Source organism: Acinetobacter sp. BD54 (assembly GCF_044778325.1).
GTDB lineage: Bacteria > Pseudomonadota > Gammaproteobacteria > Pseudomonadales > Moraxellaceae > Acinetobacter > Acinetobacter baumannii.
In genome coordinates this window covers 79,022-97,150 of sequence record NZ_JANJEP010000006.1, presented here as the reverse complement: position 1 = coordinate 97,150, position 18,129 = coordinate 79,022, and the positions used below count along the sequence as shown (strand labels likewise).

21 protein-coding genes are annotated in these 18,129 nt (G+C 35.8%); 6 read left to right on the top strand and 15 right to left on the bottom strand.

All coding sequences use genetic code 11. The features are described 5' to 3' along the window. From NQ782_RS11510 to NQ782_RS11500, 3 genes are all read right to left on the bottom strand, one after another. Positions 1–330 (bottom strand): YbaB/EbfC family nucleoid-associated protein, encoded by a 330-nt coding sequence (locus NQ782_RS11510; protein ID WP_001024697.1) that lies wholly within the window; start codon positions 328–330, stop codon positions 1–3. A 265-nt stretch (positions 331–595) separates the two neighbouring features. Continuing rightward, positions 596–832: a hypothetical protein gene (locus tag NQ782_RS11505; RefSeq protein WP_000917295.1), complete on the bottom strand. Its 237-nt coding sequence runs from the start codon at positions 830–832 to the stop codon at positions 596–598. Positions 833–1,009: 177 nt separating this feature from the next. Next, positions 1,010–2,197, bottom strand: coding sequence for an O-succinylhomoserine sulfhydrylase (locus NQ782_RS11500; RefSeq protein WP_001076394.1), 1,188 nt, complete (start codon positions 2,195–2,197; stop codon positions 1,010–1,012). 133 nt (positions 2,198–2,330) lie between these two features. Here NQ782_RS11500 and NQ782_RS11495 point away from each other — a divergent pair, with 133 nt between their 5' ends. Beyond that, positions 2,331–3,416 (top strand): alpha/beta fold hydrolase, encoded by a 1,086-nt coding sequence (locus NQ782_RS11495; protein ID WP_267581200.1) that lies wholly within the window; start codon positions 2,331–2,333, stop codon positions 3,414–3,416. Positions 3,417–3,496: 80 nt separating this feature from the next. On the opposite strand, the gene NQ782_RS11490 is transcribed toward NQ782_RS11495, so the two are convergent. The 5 genes from NQ782_RS11490 to NQ782_RS11470 all read right to left on the bottom strand — a co-directional run bounded on the left by NQ782_RS11490 (position 3,497) and on the right by NQ782_RS11470 (position 6,473). Further along, on the bottom strand, positions 3,497–4,264 hold the full coding sequence (locus NQ782_RS11490; RefSeq protein WP_000934174.1) for a class I SAM-dependent methyltransferase: 768 nt from the start codon (positions 4,262–4,264) through the stop codon (positions 3,497–3,499). Positions 4,265–4,438: 174 nt separating this feature from the next. Next, positions 4,439–4,813, bottom strand: a complete 375-nt coding sequence (locus tag NQ782_RS11485; protein WP_000800035.1) for a TonB C-terminal domain-containing protein — start codon at positions 4,811–4,813, stop codon at positions 4,439–4,441. Between the two features lie 178 nt (positions 4,814–4,991). Next, positions 4,992–5,216, bottom strand: a complete 225-nt coding sequence (locus NQ782_RS11480) for a hypothetical protein (protein WP_000826149.1) — start codon at positions 5,214–5,216, stop codon at positions 4,992–4,994. Between the two features lie 500 nt (positions 5,217–5,716). Continuing rightward, the gene (locus NQ782_RS11475; protein WP_000564581.1) at positions 5,717–5,917 is read right to left on the bottom strand and encodes a hypothetical protein; all 201 of its coding nucleotides are present in this window, start codon (positions 5,915–5,917) and stop codon (positions 5,717–5,719) included. 130 nt (positions 5,918–6,047) lie between these two features. Continuing rightward, complete coding sequence (locus NQ782_RS11470) at positions 6,048–6,473, bottom strand: GFA family protein (RefSeq protein ID WP_057094157.1); 426 nt, start codon at positions 6,471–6,473, stop codon at positions 6,048–6,050. A 263-nt stretch (positions 6,474–6,736) separates the two neighbouring features. Here NQ782_RS11470 and NQ782_RS11465 point away from each other — a divergent pair, with 263 nt between their 5' ends. The 3 genes from NQ782_RS11465 to NQ782_RS11455 all read left to right on the top strand — a co-directional run bounded on the left by NQ782_RS11465 (position 6,737) and on the right by NQ782_RS11455 (position 8,799). Then, entirely contained in the window at positions 6,737–7,006 is a 270-nt protein-coding gene (locus NQ782_RS11465; RefSeq protein ID WP_031983120.1) for a YARHG domain-containing protein, read from the top strand. A gap of 18 nt (positions 7,007–7,024) precedes the next feature. Then, positions 7,025–7,438 (top strand): HIT family protein, encoded by a 414-nt coding sequence (locus NQ782_RS11460; protein WP_057093743.1) that lies wholly within the window; start codon positions 7,025–7,027, stop codon positions 7,436–7,438. A 254-nt stretch (positions 7,439–7,692) separates the two neighbouring features. Continuing rightward, positions 7,693–8,799 carry a porin gene (locus tag NQ782_RS11455; RefSeq protein ID WP_000734917.1) on the top strand — a complete coding sequence of 369 codons (1,107 nt, stop codon included), beginning with the start codon at positions 7,693–7,695 and terminating at the stop codon, positions 8,797–8,799. 108 nt (positions 8,800–8,907) lie between these two features. On the opposite strand, the gene NQ782_RS11450 is transcribed toward NQ782_RS11455, so the two are convergent. Next, positions 8,908–9,498 carry a YidB family protein gene (locus tag NQ782_RS11450; protein ID WP_000183448.1) on the bottom strand — a complete coding sequence of 197 codons (591 nt, stop codon included), beginning with the start codon at positions 9,496–9,498 and terminating at the stop codon, positions 8,908–8,910. A 99-nt stretch (positions 9,499–9,597) separates the two neighbouring features. Then, positions 9,598–10,059 carry a DUF6231 family protein gene (locus NQ782_RS11445; protein ID WP_000840537.1) on the bottom strand — a complete coding sequence of 154 codons (462 nt, stop codon included), beginning with the start codon at positions 10,057–10,059 and terminating at the stop codon, positions 9,598–9,600. A 39-nt stretch (positions 10,060–10,098) separates the two neighbouring features. Between NQ782_RS11445 and NQ782_RS11440 the strand changes: the two genes are divergently transcribed. Beyond that, on the top strand, positions 10,099–10,968 hold the full coding sequence (locus tag NQ782_RS11440; RefSeq protein WP_000422836.1) for a DUF2797 domain-containing protein: 870 nt from the start codon (positions 10,099–10,101) through the stop codon (positions 10,966–10,968). A gap of 49 nt (positions 10,969–11,017) precedes the next feature. Here the strand turns inward: NQ782_RS11440 and NQ782_RS11435 are convergent, their stop codons facing one another. The 4 genes from NQ782_RS11435 to NQ782_RS11420 are packed head-to-tail and all read right to left on the bottom strand — an operon-like array spanning position 11,018 to position 16,048. Next, positions 11,018–12,136, bottom strand: a complete 1,119-nt coding sequence (locus NQ782_RS11435) for an ABC transporter permease (RefSeq protein ID WP_057093782.1) — start codon at positions 12,134–12,136, stop codon at positions 11,018–11,020. A gap of 4 nt (positions 12,137–12,140) precedes the next feature. Continuing rightward, entirely contained in the window at positions 12,141–13,265 is a 1,125-nt protein-coding gene (locus NQ782_RS11430; RefSeq protein WP_057093781.1) for an ABC transporter permease, read from the bottom strand. 10 nt (positions 13,266–13,275) lie between these two features. After that, a complete protein-coding gene (locus tag NQ782_RS11425) occupies positions 13,276–15,033 on the bottom strand; it encodes an ATP-binding cassette domain-containing protein (protein ID WP_057093779.1) in 1,758 nt (585 codons plus the stop codon). Then, on the bottom strand, positions 15,026–16,048 hold the full coding sequence (locus tag NQ782_RS11420; RefSeq protein ID WP_086230974.1) for an HlyD family efflux transporter periplasmic adaptor subunit: 1,023 nt from the start codon (positions 16,046–16,048) through the stop codon (positions 15,026–15,028). The genes NQ782_RS11425 and NQ782_RS11420 overlap by 8 nt, the downstream gene beginning before the upstream one ends. A 118-nt stretch (positions 16,049–16,166) precedes the next feature. Between NQ782_RS11420 and NQ782_RS11415 the strand changes: the two genes are divergently transcribed. After that, entirely contained in the window at positions 16,167–16,814 is a 648-nt protein-coding gene (locus tag NQ782_RS11415; protein WP_000091623.1) for a CerR family C-terminal domain-containing protein, read from the top strand. Here the strand turns inward: NQ782_RS11415 and lpxB are convergent. Further along, entirely contained in the window at positions 16,811–17,986 is a 1,176-nt protein-coding gene (lpxB, locus tag NQ782_RS11410) for a lipid-A-disaccharide synthase (RefSeq protein ID WP_000013434.1), read from the bottom strand. The genes NQ782_RS11415 and lpxB overlap by 4 nt on opposite strands. Positions 17,987–18,129 lie beyond the last annotated feature (143 nt).

Genomic DNA, 18,129 nt, shown 5'->3' with positions numbered 1-18,129 from the left:
TTAGAACATGCCTGCTAAACCAGGAGGTAAACCCATACCTGAGTTAGCTTTTTGCATTTTTTCTTCAGAAACTACTTCAGCTTGACGCACAGCATCATTCACCGCAGCTGCGATTAAATCTTCAATCATATCAGGTTCGTCTTGAAGTAATTCTGGATTAATTTCGATACGTTTTACGATATAACGGCCAGTCATTGTTACTTTAACTAAACCACCGCCCGCTTCAGCGTGTACTTCAGTTTGAGCAAGCTCTTCTTTAGCCTTTTTTATATTTGATTCCATATCTTTTTGCATGCGCTGCGCTTGCTGCATGAGCATATTGATATTCATAAACCTAACTCCGTATCTCTATCAAATATTTCAAGTATTATTGATAGTCATATAACACTTCGGAACTTAAACTCTTTGAACGCCCCTATCGATCAGTAAGATCATTGAGGTCAGTACGTTTAAATCAAAATTAATCCGCAATTCTGACACAATAAATTAATGTTTTCTATTGGTATCTATGAAACTCTTTTAGGTAACTCATCCATTTAAAGCTTTCTATACGAAACTTTTTACTGCGAAGGCCAGTTCTAAAATTTAAGTTAAACTACTGCGAGGCTTGGAGGGTGCTATTGTCAGGTTTGTATTCATTCAAGGGAATTTTCTGAAAAGAGGCATTCGCTTTTTCTATTGTATGATCAGCTTCTTCAACTGATTTATTTGCATCATTAATCAATAAAACAGTTTCGTTAATTTGAGTCGGTTCATCCTTTTGGGCAAATACTTTGTATCCAACCAAACCAATTGCCCCTATAGCAACTAAAATAATTATAGGCTTAAGCATGGTTAAAAACTCACTTTGTTATTTTTATTAAATTTAGAACTTTTATACGTTGTGATTTTTAATTCATTTACAACAAAATGTAGCTTTTTTATTTCAATCGTTGTTTGTGAGTAACTTCCCTTAAAGTAAAGCCACACTAAAATGAGTGTGGCTTAATTCTTAGATATATAAATTTTATTAGATCAAATCTAATCCACGTGAGATATCACCAATAATATCGTTAATATCTTCTAAGCCAACCGAAACGCGGATTAAGCCTTCTTGAATACCAGCAGCTTGTTTTGCTTCAGCAGAAAGTTTGCCGTGTGTGGTTGTAGCAGGATGCGTAATTGTTGATTTCACATCACCTAAATTACCCGTGATAGAAATAAATTTGGTGTTATCAATAACCTTCCATGCGCCTTCACGCTCACCTTTAACTACAAAAGAAACAATCCCGCCAAAGCCATTTTGCTGTTTTGCTGCAAGTTCATGACCTTCATGAGTTGGAAGCCCGCCATAATAGACCTTTTCTACTTTTTCATGGGTAGACAACCACTCGGCAAGTTTTTGAGCATTTTCACAGTGCGCTTTCATACGTAAACGTAAAGTTTCTAATCCTTTTAAGAAAATCCATGCATTAAACGGACTCATAGATGGCCCTAAAGTACGCACTACGCTAAAAACTTCTTCTAGGAGTTGATGGTTACCTACCACTGCACCACCTAACGCACGGCCTTGGCCATCTAAATATTTAGTCGCAGAGTAAATCACGAGATCTGCACCCAACTTTAACGGTTGCTGTAAAACAGGTGTACAGAAACTATTGTCAACAGCAAGTAATGCGCCATTTGCATGCGCAATATCTGCAAGTGCTTGGATATCTGCGATTTCAGCTAATGGATTAGATGGTGACTCAACAAATAATAGTTTAGTTTCTGGACGTACTGCATTTTTCCATGCATTTAAATCGCTTAGATCCACAAATGTGATATCTACACCAAACTTGGCAATGTACTTTTCAAATAAAGCAACAATAGAACCAAAAACTGCTCTTGAGCAAATAACATGATCACCTGCTTTTAGATACGCCATCGCAATTGATAGAATTGCTCCCATACCTGAGCTTGTAGCCACGGCACGTTCAGCCCCATCTAAAGCTGCTAAACGTTTTTCGAACATCGATACAGTCGGATTAGTAAAACGAGAATAGATATTTCCTTGAACCTGACCAGAAAATTTTGCAGCTGCTTCAGCAGCGTTTTCATATACAAAAGATGAAGTCAAAAAAATTGGTTCACCATGCTCACCTTCAAAACTACGAGTGTGTCCGGTACGAATGGCTAAAGTATCAAGTTGGTATTCTAAATCATCAGACTGGTTCATTAAATGTTCGCCTTTACTGGTCATGTACTAAAAACTATCATCATTTTGAGTGCCTAAGGTATTTAAGGTCAAGGTAAACCTGAAAATTATCGCTTAGACTTCAATCAATCTTTAGTATAGTTGGTAAAACAAGATGAAACGCTTAAAGTCCCTTGTCTCAGAACAAAGTCAAATCAAGCACCTCTCTACCCGACTATTTCGTCCTCAAACATTAGTATTGTCACAAAGCACTCCATTTGAAGTGATTGGTGAATTCAACCAAACCCGTGTTCGTTATTATGCAGCTACAGAAAAGAGCTTTAGAGAACCATTAGTATTTGTGGCACCTTTAGCTATTAATATGGCGATTTATGATTTATATCCATATCGTTCTCTTATCAAATACTTCCAAAATGCAGGTTTTGACGTATACCTTGTCGATTGGGGGCGTTTAGGCTTTAAAGATAGACATCTTAACTTTTTATCGTTTATTGAAGATTTTATTCCTAAAGCTATAGAGTTTGTTCGCACACATTCAGGCAGTGATCAAATTTCTCTACACGGATGGAGTATGGCTGGCATATTCGTTACTTTATATACAGCGCATAATCATCCAAATTATGTCAAAAACCTTATAGTTTTAGGTAGCCCAATCGATAGCTATGCTTCTGGTTATATTGGAAAACTCTACCGAACCATAAACAACACTATTGCCCGTAATAAAAAGCTTCAGGAACGTATTTACTCAGGTTTACCGAAGCGTTTGATTCATACTCCGGGCATTTTAAATTCCATAGGCTTTAAAATTCTTGACCCTAAAGGCTGGTTCGATGGTCATATTCAATTACTTAAGAACCTTAATGACCTTCAGTTCGTACAAGAACATGCCACATTAAGCAGTTTTTTAAACAATATGATTGATTATCCGGGAGGTATTAATCAGGACATGTTATTTAATGTTTGGCTGCAAAATCCATTAAGACAGGGTTCTATTCAGTTAAAAGATAAAAAAATCGAATTAAAAAATATCGACTGTTCACTCTTAGTTGGAGCTGGCCGTAGTGATCAATTAGTTACGGCTGATGCAGCTCAGCCATTAAGCCAGTTAACCTGTAGCCAAGATGTTACGTTTACTCTTATTCCTGGTGGTCATTTAGGTCTAATGTCAAGCCAAGCAAGTGCGCAGGAATTCTGGCCAAAGCTAGCAACATGGCTGAGTAAGCGTTCAACAAAAATCTAAATTTAGGCATAATAAAGCCATCTATATGAGGGCTTTTATCTAACGCTTTCTCTATGAAAACAAATCTAAGCTAAAACTCACTAGAAGGATAGTTTTTTGAATACAAAGTACCCGACCTTACTTTCAAAACTTCCATCTTTTTGAATATTAAAATACTTTTTAACAACATCTGCTGCATTTTCTTGGAGATACCTAAGCGTTTTTATTTGATCTTCAGGTGTCTTCATGCGCTGTACCCAACTATCAAAATCTAGTTTGAGGGTTTGTTTTTCTAAAATTGTTAATTCAAAACCAGCATCTTCAATAAAGTGAACCCAGTCTTTAATACTGTAATTTCTTACATGACTAGGGTCTCGAATCACTTCTATAGTCTGTAAAAATGTATCTAAAATAGGGAAACTTGAGCTAATAATATCAACAAAAATAACAGTGCCATTTGGCTTTAATACACGATTTATTTCTTTCATTGCTGTTGGGACATGCTGCCAATGATGGGCAGAATATCGACTAATGATTACATCAAATTGTTCATCAGTAAAAGGCATATCTTCAGCAATGCCTTGTTGTACAAAAATATTTTTTATTTTTCGAGCATTGGCAGCTTTTGACACTGTATCGAGCATTTCATGAGATAAATCATAAGCAAAAACCAGATCTGCATGGCGAGCAACGTTATAAGCTACATGACCACCACCGCAACCTAAATCTAAAACAACAGCATTTGGATATTCATCAATTTCTTTAATGAATTTATCAAACTCGACCCCTTCAGAGTGAGCGGTGCTATTCAAATAACTTAAAGATTTATTTTGATACTGTTTTAAATTTATCTCATGTTGATTCAACATGGCTTATTCCTCTTCTTTGATGAGTTAACCATAAAAGAAAAAGTAGATAAAAAATAATGATTAGTTTTTCAATAATTAATAAAATAAAGTTATAATTTGTATCTCTATCAATTCTTAATAAAAAAACCACCAAATGGTGGTTTTTTAATGTAAGGCCAAGTTCATATTTAAAAATTACTTTGCAGTAAATTTAATGTTGAACTTTCTTACTTGTTTTCTAACTTCCGGATTAGAAGGTAAAACAAAGGGACTTGCACGCCATATTGCCTTTTCAATACTCGACTTAAACTTTTGGTCTTCTTTATCTAGAAAAATAATTTGTTCAATCTCACCAGTATCACTTAAAAAGACTTTAACGCTAGCACTCATTCCCACTGAAGAAGGCGGAACATTCCAAATTTTAAAGATCTTTTTTTGATATTGTTGCTTGTACTTTTCTGCTTCTACAATAATTTTGTCATCATCACTTTTTGCTGGTGATAATAACTTAGAATTAATTGTGCACCCACTTAATAACAATATAGAAGTTAAAATAATGACGTTTTTCATTTATAAAACCAATTTTTTCAATGATTAAAATTTAACATTTTATCTTTTTAAAAACTACCTAAATGGTGGTTTTATCCTAAATAGCTACTACTAAATAAGTTCTTAGCAAATTCTAGATTTTAGCTAATTTACGAGGATTATTTAGTTTAACTATTTAATTATAATTTTCAGCAACGTTTTAAAAAGATATTTTATAGCGGGAATTTATACTTGAGTGTTCAGGCATATCAGCAATATCCTGCTCAGTAAAAATTCCATGTTCAAGTACTTTAGTGGCATTAAAGGCAGTATTGACCGGAGTAACAGGCGATTTAGTAATATAATTTTCATCTGCTTTTTGTGTTAACGATGCACACCCATCTAAACCAAATCCTGTAGCCAATACAAGTAACAATCTCTTCATCTGTCTCACCTGTTATTATAAAAATCAAACAATCTAACAAATTATCCACTGATTGTCACATTTTTAAAACGATTAGGACTAAGCCAATTCTTTACAAAAACTCAATGAAATGTAAAGTAATTTGCATAAAGTGTTAAATTGTGTAAAATACCTAAATAATTTAATGATATGTTTTAACTTATGATCTTTTTACTTTTCTTATTTTTGTTATTTACCTTTGTACTCCTCTTAAATGCACATTACAAACACTAAGTATTTGTATCTGTTCTTCTCTTCTGTTAAATATTTTTTGAAAAATTAAATATTTTCTTAAAAGCGTTTACTTACTTTCTTTAGTCTAGATTTTTATAAATACAAAAAAAGCCCGCTTTGTAAGCAGGCTTTACCCTTTTTGATTTTTTGCGCTGATCATTCAGGACTTTTTGCTGTTTGTGACAGCGCTCGGATATTACACTTATACTTAAAGATTAAAAAGACTAATCTTTTTTAAACTGATGCATTTACTCATCAATTTCAATCGGATCGCCGTCTTCAGGACGAATATGCCGTGTCCCATCATCAGCAGGATCGACACTAGAGCCATCTTTAGTAATCGAGTTATACATTTCGTCCTCTTTTTTATCGTCTATGAATTCTTCATCTTCAAAATCAAGAGGCTCGTCATCATCTTCAAAATTTAAAGGCTTTTCTTCATCTATCATGTGAACCATCCTTTTTTTAGCTATGTGATTTCATGCTCAAATAAATATCGGATATATTCAACAGTGAACACACATCATTTATGTAAAGAATACTTAAAAATTATTAAAATATATAAAAAGTTAAATAGTGTTATTCAAAATATTTTAAAAACTCTTCTAACTCAGGTAAATGTGCAAAGTTTTTATGAGCATCCCCTAACACAACCCAATCATGTTTTGACTCTATACAAAAATTAATTTTTAAATCTGGTTTAAACGGTTGTTCAAGAAGTCCTAATGGAATCCACATATAGTTTGTACCATTAATTTTATTAGGGACAGGCGAGCCACATCTATTACAAAATGATGAAGTAAAACCAGTTTCTTTTTTATAGGTAGCCACATATTCCTTACCCATCAACCAATTAAACTGATTTTCTTTTACTAAAGTAGCGGCATTCGCTCCAGTACCTGTTTGTTTTCGGCATAAGCTGCAATGGCAGTGATAAACCGTTTTGATTTCACAAGGTACAGAGAATTTTACTTTATGGCATAAACAAGAACCGATGTTACTCATATAACGTACTTATTTCATTACTATAAAATTTTAATCATGACTTTAAATATTGGTTAAGTATATATTTTAATTGTTTAATATAAAATATATCTAATCTTTTGATTTAAAACAGATTATAAAAAAGATCTTGATATATAAAGCTTTTTTATATTATAAGGTGAAATATGGCTTTAAATAACACTTGAGTAATTAATAGTCATTGAAATATTGGGAATAAACCTTATATTGAGTACAGGTTCATACCTTTAACTGAGGAAAAGCTCATGAATAAATTAATGGTTGCGGTATTCGCTGGAATGGTGACCCTTGCCTGTTTCAGTGCTCAAGCTGCAACACCTGAGCAAGAATGTCAAAAATTGCAAGATGATTACAATTTGATTTATGCGTCAAAAGGCTTTTGTTTTAAAGACCAAGATGCTAAAGAAAAATATGGTAATGAAAACTGTCATACGACTAAGCCAAAATTCTCTGATAAAGAGCAGCAACGTCTAGACGCAATTAAAGAACGTCAAAAAGAATTGAAATGTAAATAGTATTTAAAGGAATAATACATGGCATATGATGATCAAAATATCTTCGCAAAAATTTTACGTGGTGAACTTCCAGCGATAAAACTCTATGAAGATGATCAAGTTCTAGCTTTTATGGATATTATGCCCCAAGCCGATGGTCATGCATTAGTTATTCCAAAAACTCCTGCAGTAACTTTACTTGATTTACCTCCTGAAGCGGCAGCTTATACCATCCAGATCGTGCAAAAAATTGCTAAGGCAATGGAAACTGCATTAAATTTGGATGGAATTGTGCTCATGCAGTTATCAGGAGCAGCTGCCGGACAAACTGTCCCTCATGTTCATTTTCACCTAATTCCGACAAATGTTCACCAACTTGGCAAACATGCGGCGCAATTAGGAGACCAAAATAAAATCAAATCTTTGGCTGAGAAAATTAAAGCAGCACTTTGATTTTAAGAGATAAAAGCGGAGTTTAAACTCCGCTTTTTTTATTTAAAAAGTGTAATAAAATCAAAAGAAAATAAAGTATTTCCAATTTTTAATTGTCATAAAACTGTCATTTCTTCTTCACTCCATTGTCACAAAGTTTACAGATACTTCTTAGCAAGTTGGTGAGCTTCTGTAACTTTTTGTACATAAGCCAACTAAAAAATAAAAGTTAGCTAGGCATACGCCATTTAAAAATACCTTTTGGAGAAATCTCAATGAAGAAATTGCTTCTCGCTGCCGCAGTTGCAACTTTGAGCGTAAACGCGGTGCAAGCAGCGCCAACTTTGTACGGCAAACTAAACGTTTCCATTAACCAAGTTGACAACAAAAATTTCGATGGTAAAAGTGACGTTACCGAAGTTAACTCAAACTCTTCTCGTATTGGGGTAAAAGGCGAAGAGAAGTTGACTGATAAGCTATCTGCTGTTTATTTAGCTGAATGGGCAATTTCTACTGATGGTTCTGGTTCAGATACTGACCTTAGCGCCCGTAACCGTTTTATTGGTTTAAAAACTGAAGGCGTCGGTACGTTAAAAGTAGGTAAATATGACTCTTACTTCAAAACCTCTGCTGGTAGCAACCAAGACATCTTTAACGATGACACACGTTTAGATATTACAAATATTATGTACGGTGAAAACCGTTTAGATAACGTAGTTGGTTTTGAATTAGACCCTAAATTATTAGCTGGTTTGACATTCAATATCATGGCTCAAACTGGTGAAAGCACTTCTGATAGTAAAAAAGGCGAAACTGGTAAAGACAGCAAAAATGATAGCTTCGATTCAGTTTCGACTTCTCTAGGTTATGAAAATAAAGACTTAGGTTTAGCAATCGCTGCTGCTGGTGACTTCGGTATCAAAGGTAAATATGCTGCTTACGGTTTGAAAGATGTTTATACAGACGCTTACCGTGTAACTGGTTCTTATGACATTGCTAAATCTGGTTTTGTAGTAGGTGCTTTATGGCAACATGCTGAACCTACTGATGACTTGACTGCATATGGTCAAACATATAAATCAGATGGTTCAATCGATAAAGCTGGTAAAGCTTACCGTGGTTTAGAAGAAGAAGCATACGCGGTAACTGCTGCTTATAAAATTCCTAACACTAAACTTAAAGTAAAAGCAGAATATGCTTCTGCTGAAACACAAGTAAGTGGTCAGGCAGATCGTAAAATTGACTTGTATGGTTTAGGTCTTGATTATCAAATCAATAAACAAGCTCGCTTCTACGGTATCGTTGCTCAACAAAAACGTGACTGGTTGAACGACGACGACAAACAAACTGTTGTAGGTACTGGTATTGAATATAACTTCTAATCAGTTATGTTCGATTCATATCTAAAATAAAAGGGCTTATGCCCTTTTATTTTATTGTGCTATCAAAAAAGCCGATATAAAAATATCGGCTTTTAAAAAATTTATATTTTATTTTAAGAAACCACTTACAAGATTCATCACATTTTGAATATCTTGGTTAGCTTCTTGATGATCTGTACTCTCACCTTGAGGTGTTAAAGAATCAATGACTTGAGGTAAGACAGAAGCGATTGCACCATAAACTTGTTCTTTTGGTGCTTGAGCTTGCTGAGCAACTTGTTCAATGTCTGCTGGATTAAACAGACTTTGTAATTGCTGGGTCGGAACTTCACTATTACTTTGGTTTGGATCAACCCAACTTTGAACTTGGCTACCTAAGCCAGCGCCTTTTAATTTCTCAAGAGCAGCTTGTAAACCACCTTGTTGCTGAACCCAACCTAAGATTAAAGGTACCACTGCAATTAATAAACTTTGTACACCACCACCAGCTTGAGGTGTGTTGTTATTACCAGTGACTTGTCCCAATACAGAACCCAATACTCCACCAAGACCACCTTGGGCACCAGATGAAGTATTACCACCCATTTGTCCTAGTACAGAACCTAAAATTCCACCTAAACCACCTTGACCTGACGCTTGCTGATTCCCACCTAAAGCTTGCTTAGCCAAAACTTCTACAATGTTGCTTAAATTTGTCATGAGTAACTCTTATGTATGGTTTATACATGAGCATACGCGTTTTTTTGTTAAGACAGCAAAAATCAAATTGTTAAATTTTGAAAGAGATTGCAAGGTCTTTTACCAACGGAATTTATTCCAATTTTCTGGATTTGCCCAAAATTTTGAATTAAACCAGTCTGGGACATGCTTATAGGTCAAAATATTAAATTGCCATAAAGCAAAATCACTATCATGTGAAGTCTTATCAATAAGTTGGGTAAAACCTAAAGAACGCAGAAGCTGTTCATCACTGCGTTTGCTCACGACAACAATTCGTTTTGCTAATAAATCTCTTAGCTTTACTAATAATTGTGATTTCTGCACATCACTAATGTCCTGCATTTCATCAGTATCAAACAATACAAAACCCAAATCATAACGCTGAGTAAAAGGCAGACTTAACAGCTCAGTTACGGTAAAATAGTGCCATTGAATTGCGTTATTCTGGTCAATTTTCTGGCCAATACAAAGTGCAGTATGAATAGGCTGTTCGTTTGATAAATCGTCTAGCATAGAAGTGATGACATTTTGTTCAGCCATAACTGCAACCCTTAATTGAAAGATGTGAGTTTAAACTTTATGGAACTACAAGGCATTTGCCATAAAATGCATGCAGGCCTAAAAGATGCTAGTGTAACTGATCAACAGACAACCAAGGCAAATGTTGAATACAAATTTGTATTAGACCGTTCAGAAATTGATCTTCCTTTTAATTTAGGACAAGAACTAGAAATCGAATGGACAGGTAATATTTATTGCACCTCTTGTGGTGCTAAAACACCAAAGTCTTATTCGCAAGGCCACTGCTTTAAATGCTTTAAAACGAAAGCGGAATGTGACCTTTGCATTATGAAACCTGAAACATGCCACTACCATTTGGGTACATGTCGTGAAGATGATTTTGCCCACAGCGTATGTTTCCAGCCTCATATTGTGTATTTGGCAAATTCAAGTGCTTTAAAAGTAGGTATTACTCGCGTTAGCCATATGCCTGGTCGTTGGTTAGATCAAGGGGCAACTCAAGCCTTACCTATTTTAAAAGTTGGTTCACGTCGTTTATCTGGCCAGCTTGAAACCATGTTTGGTTCCTTAATTGCGGATAAGACAGATTGGCGTAAACTTCTCAAAGGCGAAGCTGAACCTCTAAATTTGATTGAACAACGTGATCAGTTAATTGAAGAATTCGCTCCTAAAATTCAAACTATTCGTGAAGAATTTAGCCAAAATCTTGAATTTAACGAAACGGTTGAATTACTAGAAAATGAATTGCCACGTGAGTTTGTTTATCCAGTTGAACAATATCCTGAAAAAATTAAGTCTTTAAACTTAGATAAAACACCAAAAATTCGTGGAGTATTGCAAGGTATTAAGGGCCAATATTTAATATTTGATATTGGTGTTATTAATATCCGTAAATATACAGGTTATGAGCTGATTGTACGTGCATAAGTTGCTTTAAAAAAAGCCCCATAAAAATGGGGCTTTTTAATTAATATAACTAAGATAATCTATTTCTAAACAACCAAGCTGCTAAAGGTAAAGTTACTATCCCCAGCACAATCATTGGTAAAAAGTTCAATTTGACTTGTGCAAAGCTTGCACCTTCCAAATAAACCCGCTGTACTAAGTTAATTCCAAATCTTAATGGATTTGCATAAGTTGCTACTTGTAATGCTTTTGGCATGTTTTCTACAGGTGTCAGTAAGCCTGAAAGTAACATCAAAGGCATAATCAATAAAAATGTAAAAAGCATGGCTTGTTGCATATTTAATGATAAAGCTGAAATTGATAAGCCCACACCAACTACAGCCACGTTAAAGCTGAATAATCCAAAATAAAGCAGTCCAATAGAGCCATTCATTGGAATTTTAAACCAGAACAAAATAATCAATAAAATAATGGTCGATTGCATCAAACCTACAAAAATCGGCGGCAAAGCCTTACCAATCATAATTTGTAATGGCGTATAAGGTGTCACTAATAATTGATCAAACGTACCCTGCTCACGTTCACGCGCAACTGATAAAGCAGATAAAAGTAATGTCTGCATCATACTTAATGCTGCAATTAATGCAGGCATTAAGCTCCAACGAGATTCCTGATTTGGGTTGTACCATGTTCTTGTTTCAAGGCTAATCGGTAAAGCTGAATTAAACTTTTGCTGATTGAATTGACCAATAATTTTACTTAGATATGACCCTGCGACCATAGCTGTAGATGAATTCCTGCCATCAACAATGACCTGTATAGGAGCGCTTTGGTTATTATTTAATTTACTTTCGATATCATTGGGGATCGTAATTACGAGCAATGCCTGACGGTTATCAATGACCTGTTTGATTTGTTCGGTATATTCCAGTGTTGCAACACGCTTAAAAATACCAGAGCCATCGAGCTTCGAGATGAGCTCATGTGAAACCTGCCCGTTGCTCTGATCTAAAATTGCATAATCTACATGGTTAACGTCATAAGTAGCCGCATACCCAAATAAAAGTGCTTGCATCAGGGCGGGTACAAATAGAATAGCCCTATTTGCAGGATCACTAAAAATGGTTAAGAATTCTTTTTTGACTAAAAAACTTAAGTGTTTCAGCCACGTGATTAATTGCTGCCACATAACTTTATCTCAACCGTTTTTTCAGTGAAAAGTTCACAGCACATATCAAAACAACGATATATCCCAATAAAATACCGCACTCTTTAAACCATAGCTTCCAATCATCCCCTCCCATAAATAAAGTTTTAATTAAAACCATAAAATGCGTCGCTGGAAGTAACTGGCTAATAATTTGCACAACCAAAGGCAAGTTGCGTGTATCAAAAACAAATCCTGAAAGCATCAGCGCTGGCATAAAACTTGCCAACAAAGCAATTTGACTCGCCTGAAACTGACTTTGGGCAAAGCCAGATATAGTTAAACCAAGTAATAATGAAACGATTAAATATAGAAATGAAGCAGATAAAATTGAGAATAATGAACCGCGCATAGGTACTTCAAAAATAAAATGTGCAGCAACAATACAAATAACGATATCAATCATGCCGACAACAACGTACGGAATGAGTTTTGCCAACACAATTTCAAATGGCCGTACTGGCGTGACAAATAAGGCTTCTAATGTTCCCCTTTCCCTTTCACGCGCAATAAGCAGACCCGTTAAAAATGCGCCAATTAAAGTTAAAATGAGTACCATTAAACCCGGCACTAAAAACCAAGTACTATTACCAGATTCGTTAAACCATATTCTTTGTTCAATTTTAACGGCGCTTGCAGATGCTAATATTGGGCTACGATCAATTTGTATTGATGGCGCGGTAGCCAAAGCACCCGCGACATACCCCTCTAAAGCAGTTGCTATGGTGGTCGATCTACCATTTAATAGCAATTGAACCTTTGCGTTACCTTGTTGGGCCTGACTTGCAAAATCGGAAGGCAAATGCAAAATTGCATCAATTTTGCCATTTCGAATGGCCTGTTCTGCTTCAGGCAAATTATGAAATTTTAGACTGGTTAAATATAGCGATCCATTTAAGCCAGCTAAGACCTGATTGACCTGCGGCGAGGACTGATCAACTACAACACCAACTCGTGCTTGGTTCAAGTCAAAAGAAAGTCCATAACCAAACAGTAAAATTAAGATAACAGGCAAAACTAGGCCAATTCCGAGACTGCTTTTGTCACGAAGAAGCTGTTTAGTTTCTTTCCGAACTAAAGCTTTCAAGCGACTCCAAAATGCAAAGCTCATTGTAGGTCTCCTAACCCGCATGCCTTAATGCACGTGCTTGTTCCACAATTGCAATAAAAGCCTCATTCATATCAACAATATGTTTATCTTTACTTGCCAATTCGCGAACCTGTTGAGGAGAATCTAGGGCTAGTAACTTTCCTGCATCTTGTATGGCAATGCGGTCACAATATTCTGCTTCCTCCATAAAATGGGTGGTAATAATGATGGTAATGCCTTGATTTGCGAGTTTACCAATGCTGTACCAAAATAAACGCCGTGCAAGCGGGTCTATTCCACTCGTAGGTTCGTCTAAAAATAAAATTTCTGGTTCATGTAATAATGCAGCCGCCATAGATAAGCGCTGTTTATAACCACCAGGTAAATCACCGCTTTTAATTTGCGGCTTTAAATCATATTGTTGTAAAGCTTTATCAATTTGTTGATCTAGTTTTTTGCCCGATAAACCATAGGCTCCACCAAAGAACTTTAAGTTTTCCAACACAGTTAAATTGCTATACAGTGCAAATTTTTGAGAGACGTAGCCTACTTTAGCTCTTGCTTCAGCACGGGCCGTCCGTAAGTTTTTACCTGCAACTTCTAGGTAACCGCTACTTGCCGGTAGTAACCCACATAACATGCGAAATGTCGTGGTTTTACCAGCTCCATTTGGCCCGAGTAACCCAAAGATCTCTCCACGCTGTACAGTAAATGACGTATTGGCAACAGCAGTAAAATCACCAAAAGTTCTGACTAAATCTTTAACTACAATGACCGCTTGGTCTGATTGCGAATTATTGTTTTGTTCTAATCGAAAAGCCTGCTGAGAAATAGAGATTTGTTGTTTTTGATTTTGCTGTAACAACATCATAAAAGCATCTTCGAGTTCAGGTGTTCGCCTATTTGCCACTAGCCCCAGAGGTAAAATATCTGTTGATAGTTCTTTTTGGCGACTAATAAAGTTTACTTGCTCTCCTCTTGGCACTGCATCAATAATCTCTCCAGAATTTCCAAGTAACTGGGCTTGTACAATCCGAGTCTTAATCTGCTCTGAAGGTTTTATTTTCCATGTTTGCTCATGTACTAACGCTTTTAATTGCTCAGGTGAACCTTGTCTTAAAATTTTGCCTTCATGCATGATATATACGTAAGCGCACTTTTCTGCCTCATCCATATAAGCGGTACTTATAATTACGCTTAAATTTTCTTCCTGAACAAGTTGTTCAATAATGATCCATAAATCCCGTCTTGATAAAGGATCTACGCCAACACTAGGCTCATCAAGCAAGAGTAACTCTGGGGAACGAACTAGAGTACATGCCAATCCTAGTTTTTGCTTCATTCCACCAGAAAGTTGCCCTGCTAGACGTTGATTAAACTGAGTAAGATCCGTTATTTCTAATAAACGTTTAAATCTTTGGTTACGTACATTTTTTGGAACGCCATGTAAGTCGGCATATAAATTTAGATTCTCTTGTACACTTAAGTCTTCATAGAGTCCAAAACGTTGTGGCATATAACTAATACGGTCTTGGACAACTTGAGGATGTTTTTCAATATCAAATCCAAGCACATGAAGAGAACCTGAACTCGCTTTATATAGTCCTGCAATTAACCTTAATAAAGTTGTTTTACCCGCACCATCTGGACCGACTAAAGCGGTAAGTTCTCCTTTTTTGATTTGCATATTCAAATCAACAATTGCACTAATATCTGCTGAATTTTTATTTTCGGCTTTAAAAGTCATGAATAAATTATGGGCTTGAACCACTGCTTTACTATCAATCATAGGCTTTCTCACTTAAAGCAAGTGAGACTTTTACTGTCACAGGTTGACCCATTTTTAATTGATCATTCGGATCATGTACATACACCCGAACTTCGTAAACAAGTGTTGTTCTAATCTCTTCTGTCTGTACTGTTTTAGGTGTGAACTCAGCCACTGAAGATATATAGCCAATTTTTCCATTAATAGGCTGATTGGGATAAGCATCACGAATGACTTGAGCCGTGCCTCCCATTTTAATTGAACTTAAATCGTGTTCATTTACATACACCCGAATCCATTTTAGATTGGTCAAGGCTAATGTATAAACGGCCTTTTGAGCAGTTGTCATGTCGCCAACTTCTTGCAACCGAGCTCGTACCACTGCATTTACAGGAGACCTTAGTTCTGCTTGAGTAAGGTTATAGTTAATTAAATCTAAATTAGCCTTAGTCACTTCATACTGTGCTCTGGTTGCTTCACGATCTTCTTTTCGTGCACCTTTAATTAATAATTCTAAATTGGCTTGTCTTTCACGGACCGCTGCCTCAGCACTATGTTGATTACTTTTGGCATAGTCGAGTTCTTGTTGGCTAATTGCTCGACCATCGGTACTACTTACCAAAATTTGTAAGCGTTGCAAGTTTTTATTGGTTTTATCAAGCTCAGCTTGGGCAGACGCAAGTTGAGCTTTTGCTTGGGTGATTTCTTCAGGGCGAGCTCCAATCTCTTGTTTAATAATTGCCTCTTGTTGAGCTTTAAGTTGTGCTTGAGCTTGCTTTGCCTGAATTTGTAATGCATTAGTATTAAGAGTCGCCAGTACTTGACCTGCTTGAACTTTATCGCCCTCTTGAACTAAAAGTTTCTGAATACGGCCAGACTGTTCAAATGCAAGTGAAACTTGGCGGATATCCACATTTCCATATAAAGTTAATACATTATTATCTAATTGTTTTTTATGATTATATCCCCATACCCAAAAGCCGATGGCAACTACAGCTATAACAACTAAAATGCCGGCAATCACTTTTTTATTCATCTTTTTGGCCTTCTTATTAAATTCAAATTTACATAGTTTAAATTCAATTTAAATTTAAATTACCTTAATCTTTGAATAAAAGATATACTTTTATGATGAAATAAAATTAGGTTTAAACATGTCCAGATCTAGACGAAGTGATGGTGATTTGACAAAGACTAAAATTATTGAGGCAGCAGGACCCTTAATCGCCCAATATGGTTTTGCAAAAACAGCAAACAAAACAATTGCCAAAGTAGCAAATGTCGATTTAGCAGCAATTAATTATCACTTTGATGGCCGAGATGGACTATATCAAGCAGTGTTAATGGAAGCTCATGCCCATTATCTAGATGAACAATACTTACTAGAACTTGTTGAAAGTACTTACTCTCCCGAAGAAAAATTGAGTTTATTACTTGAAACCTTACTACATAAGTTGACGGAAAAAGATGTTTGGCATGGCAAAGTTTTTATTCGCGAACTGTTTTCACCGTCTGAGCATTTATTAAGTTTTATTGAATTAACTGGAATGAGAAAATTTTTTCTTATTCGAAAGTTGATTAGTCAAGTGGCGAACTTAGATGAAAATGATCCGGCCGTTTTACCTTGTATTTTAAGCGTGATGACCCCGTGCATGATGCTTATTATTGCCGGGCCTAATGCTCAAGCACCTGAGCCACTTAAAAATATTGCTCAGATGCCATTACATGATTTAGTTGAACACTTTAAAAAATTTTCATTAGCTGGATTAAAAGCAATTAGCCAATCAAATCTTAAAAATTAGCTATTCAAACATTGCAAAATGGCTTGAACCGGATCTTCTGTATTTCCAGAAATAAGCTGTTTATGCATAGTTAAATGTTGCATTACTTGAATTTGAGCGGTTTCTACATTCATTAGTTTTTCTATTTCAGCCGCTAAATTTTCAGGTGTTGCATCTGCCTGAATCAGCTCTTCAATTACTTTTTTACCCGCGATGATATTTGGCAAAGAGTAATAAGGTATTTTCACCAAGAATTTAGCAATTAAATAAGTTAGCCAATGCAGTTTATAGAAAGTGACCATTGGTCTATGCATGAGCATTGCTTCTAATGTCGCCGTTCCAGACGCTAAAGCAATAATGTCACTCGCGTTCATGACCATACGACCAATTTTCGATTCGCTATCCGTATTTTCTAAAATATGAATTTTTGCTTTTAACTGCGGTGCTAATTGTTCAACCCCCTGCTCAATCTGCTGTTTACGCGCATCATTAATTGCAGGAATTAAAAACTGAATATCTGGATATTTTGTATGCAAAATATTGGCTGCCCCCAATAGCATAGGAAGAAGTCTTTCTACTTCACCTTTGCGGCTACCAGGCAACAAAGCAATATGTTTTTGATTTTCATCAACACCCAATTCTTGTTTAGCAATTTGAATAGGGTTCTCAAGCGGTAATTGTTTAGCTAGTGGATGGCCTACAAATGCCGCTGGAACTTCATATTGTTCATAAAAAACTTTTTCAAAAGGAAATAAGCAAAGTACTAAATCTATACTTTGTTTGATGCCATGTACTCGCCCTTGGCGCCATGCCCAAACTGATGGACTCACATATTGAACTGTTTTTATTGGAAGATTCTTTTCTTTGATACTTTTCGAAAGTCTGAGGTTAAAGTCTGGTGCATCAATACCAATAAAAATATCAACTGGATGCTGAGTCCATTGATTAATTAAGCCATCACGTACGGCGAATAGTTTTTTTAAGTCTTTTAATACCTCAACAATGCCCATCACAGACAGAGTTTCCATTGGGTAATAACTGTTAAAACCTTCCGCAATCATTTGAGGGCCACCGATTCCCTCAAATTCAGCATCGATTCCCTGCTCACGAAAACTACGCATGAGTTTTACGCCGAGCGTATCTCCAGAAACTTCTCCAACTACAATGCCTATTTTAAGTTTTCGGTTTGCCAAGGCGATTTACCCAAGAATTTGAAATAACGCATTCTAGCATAGAGACTTATTAATCTTGAACTTACCTAATCAATCCCAGCTAAACCTAGCCCTAGCACATCACTATCTAAAATTACATTCATGCACTATCTTTTAATCTAAAT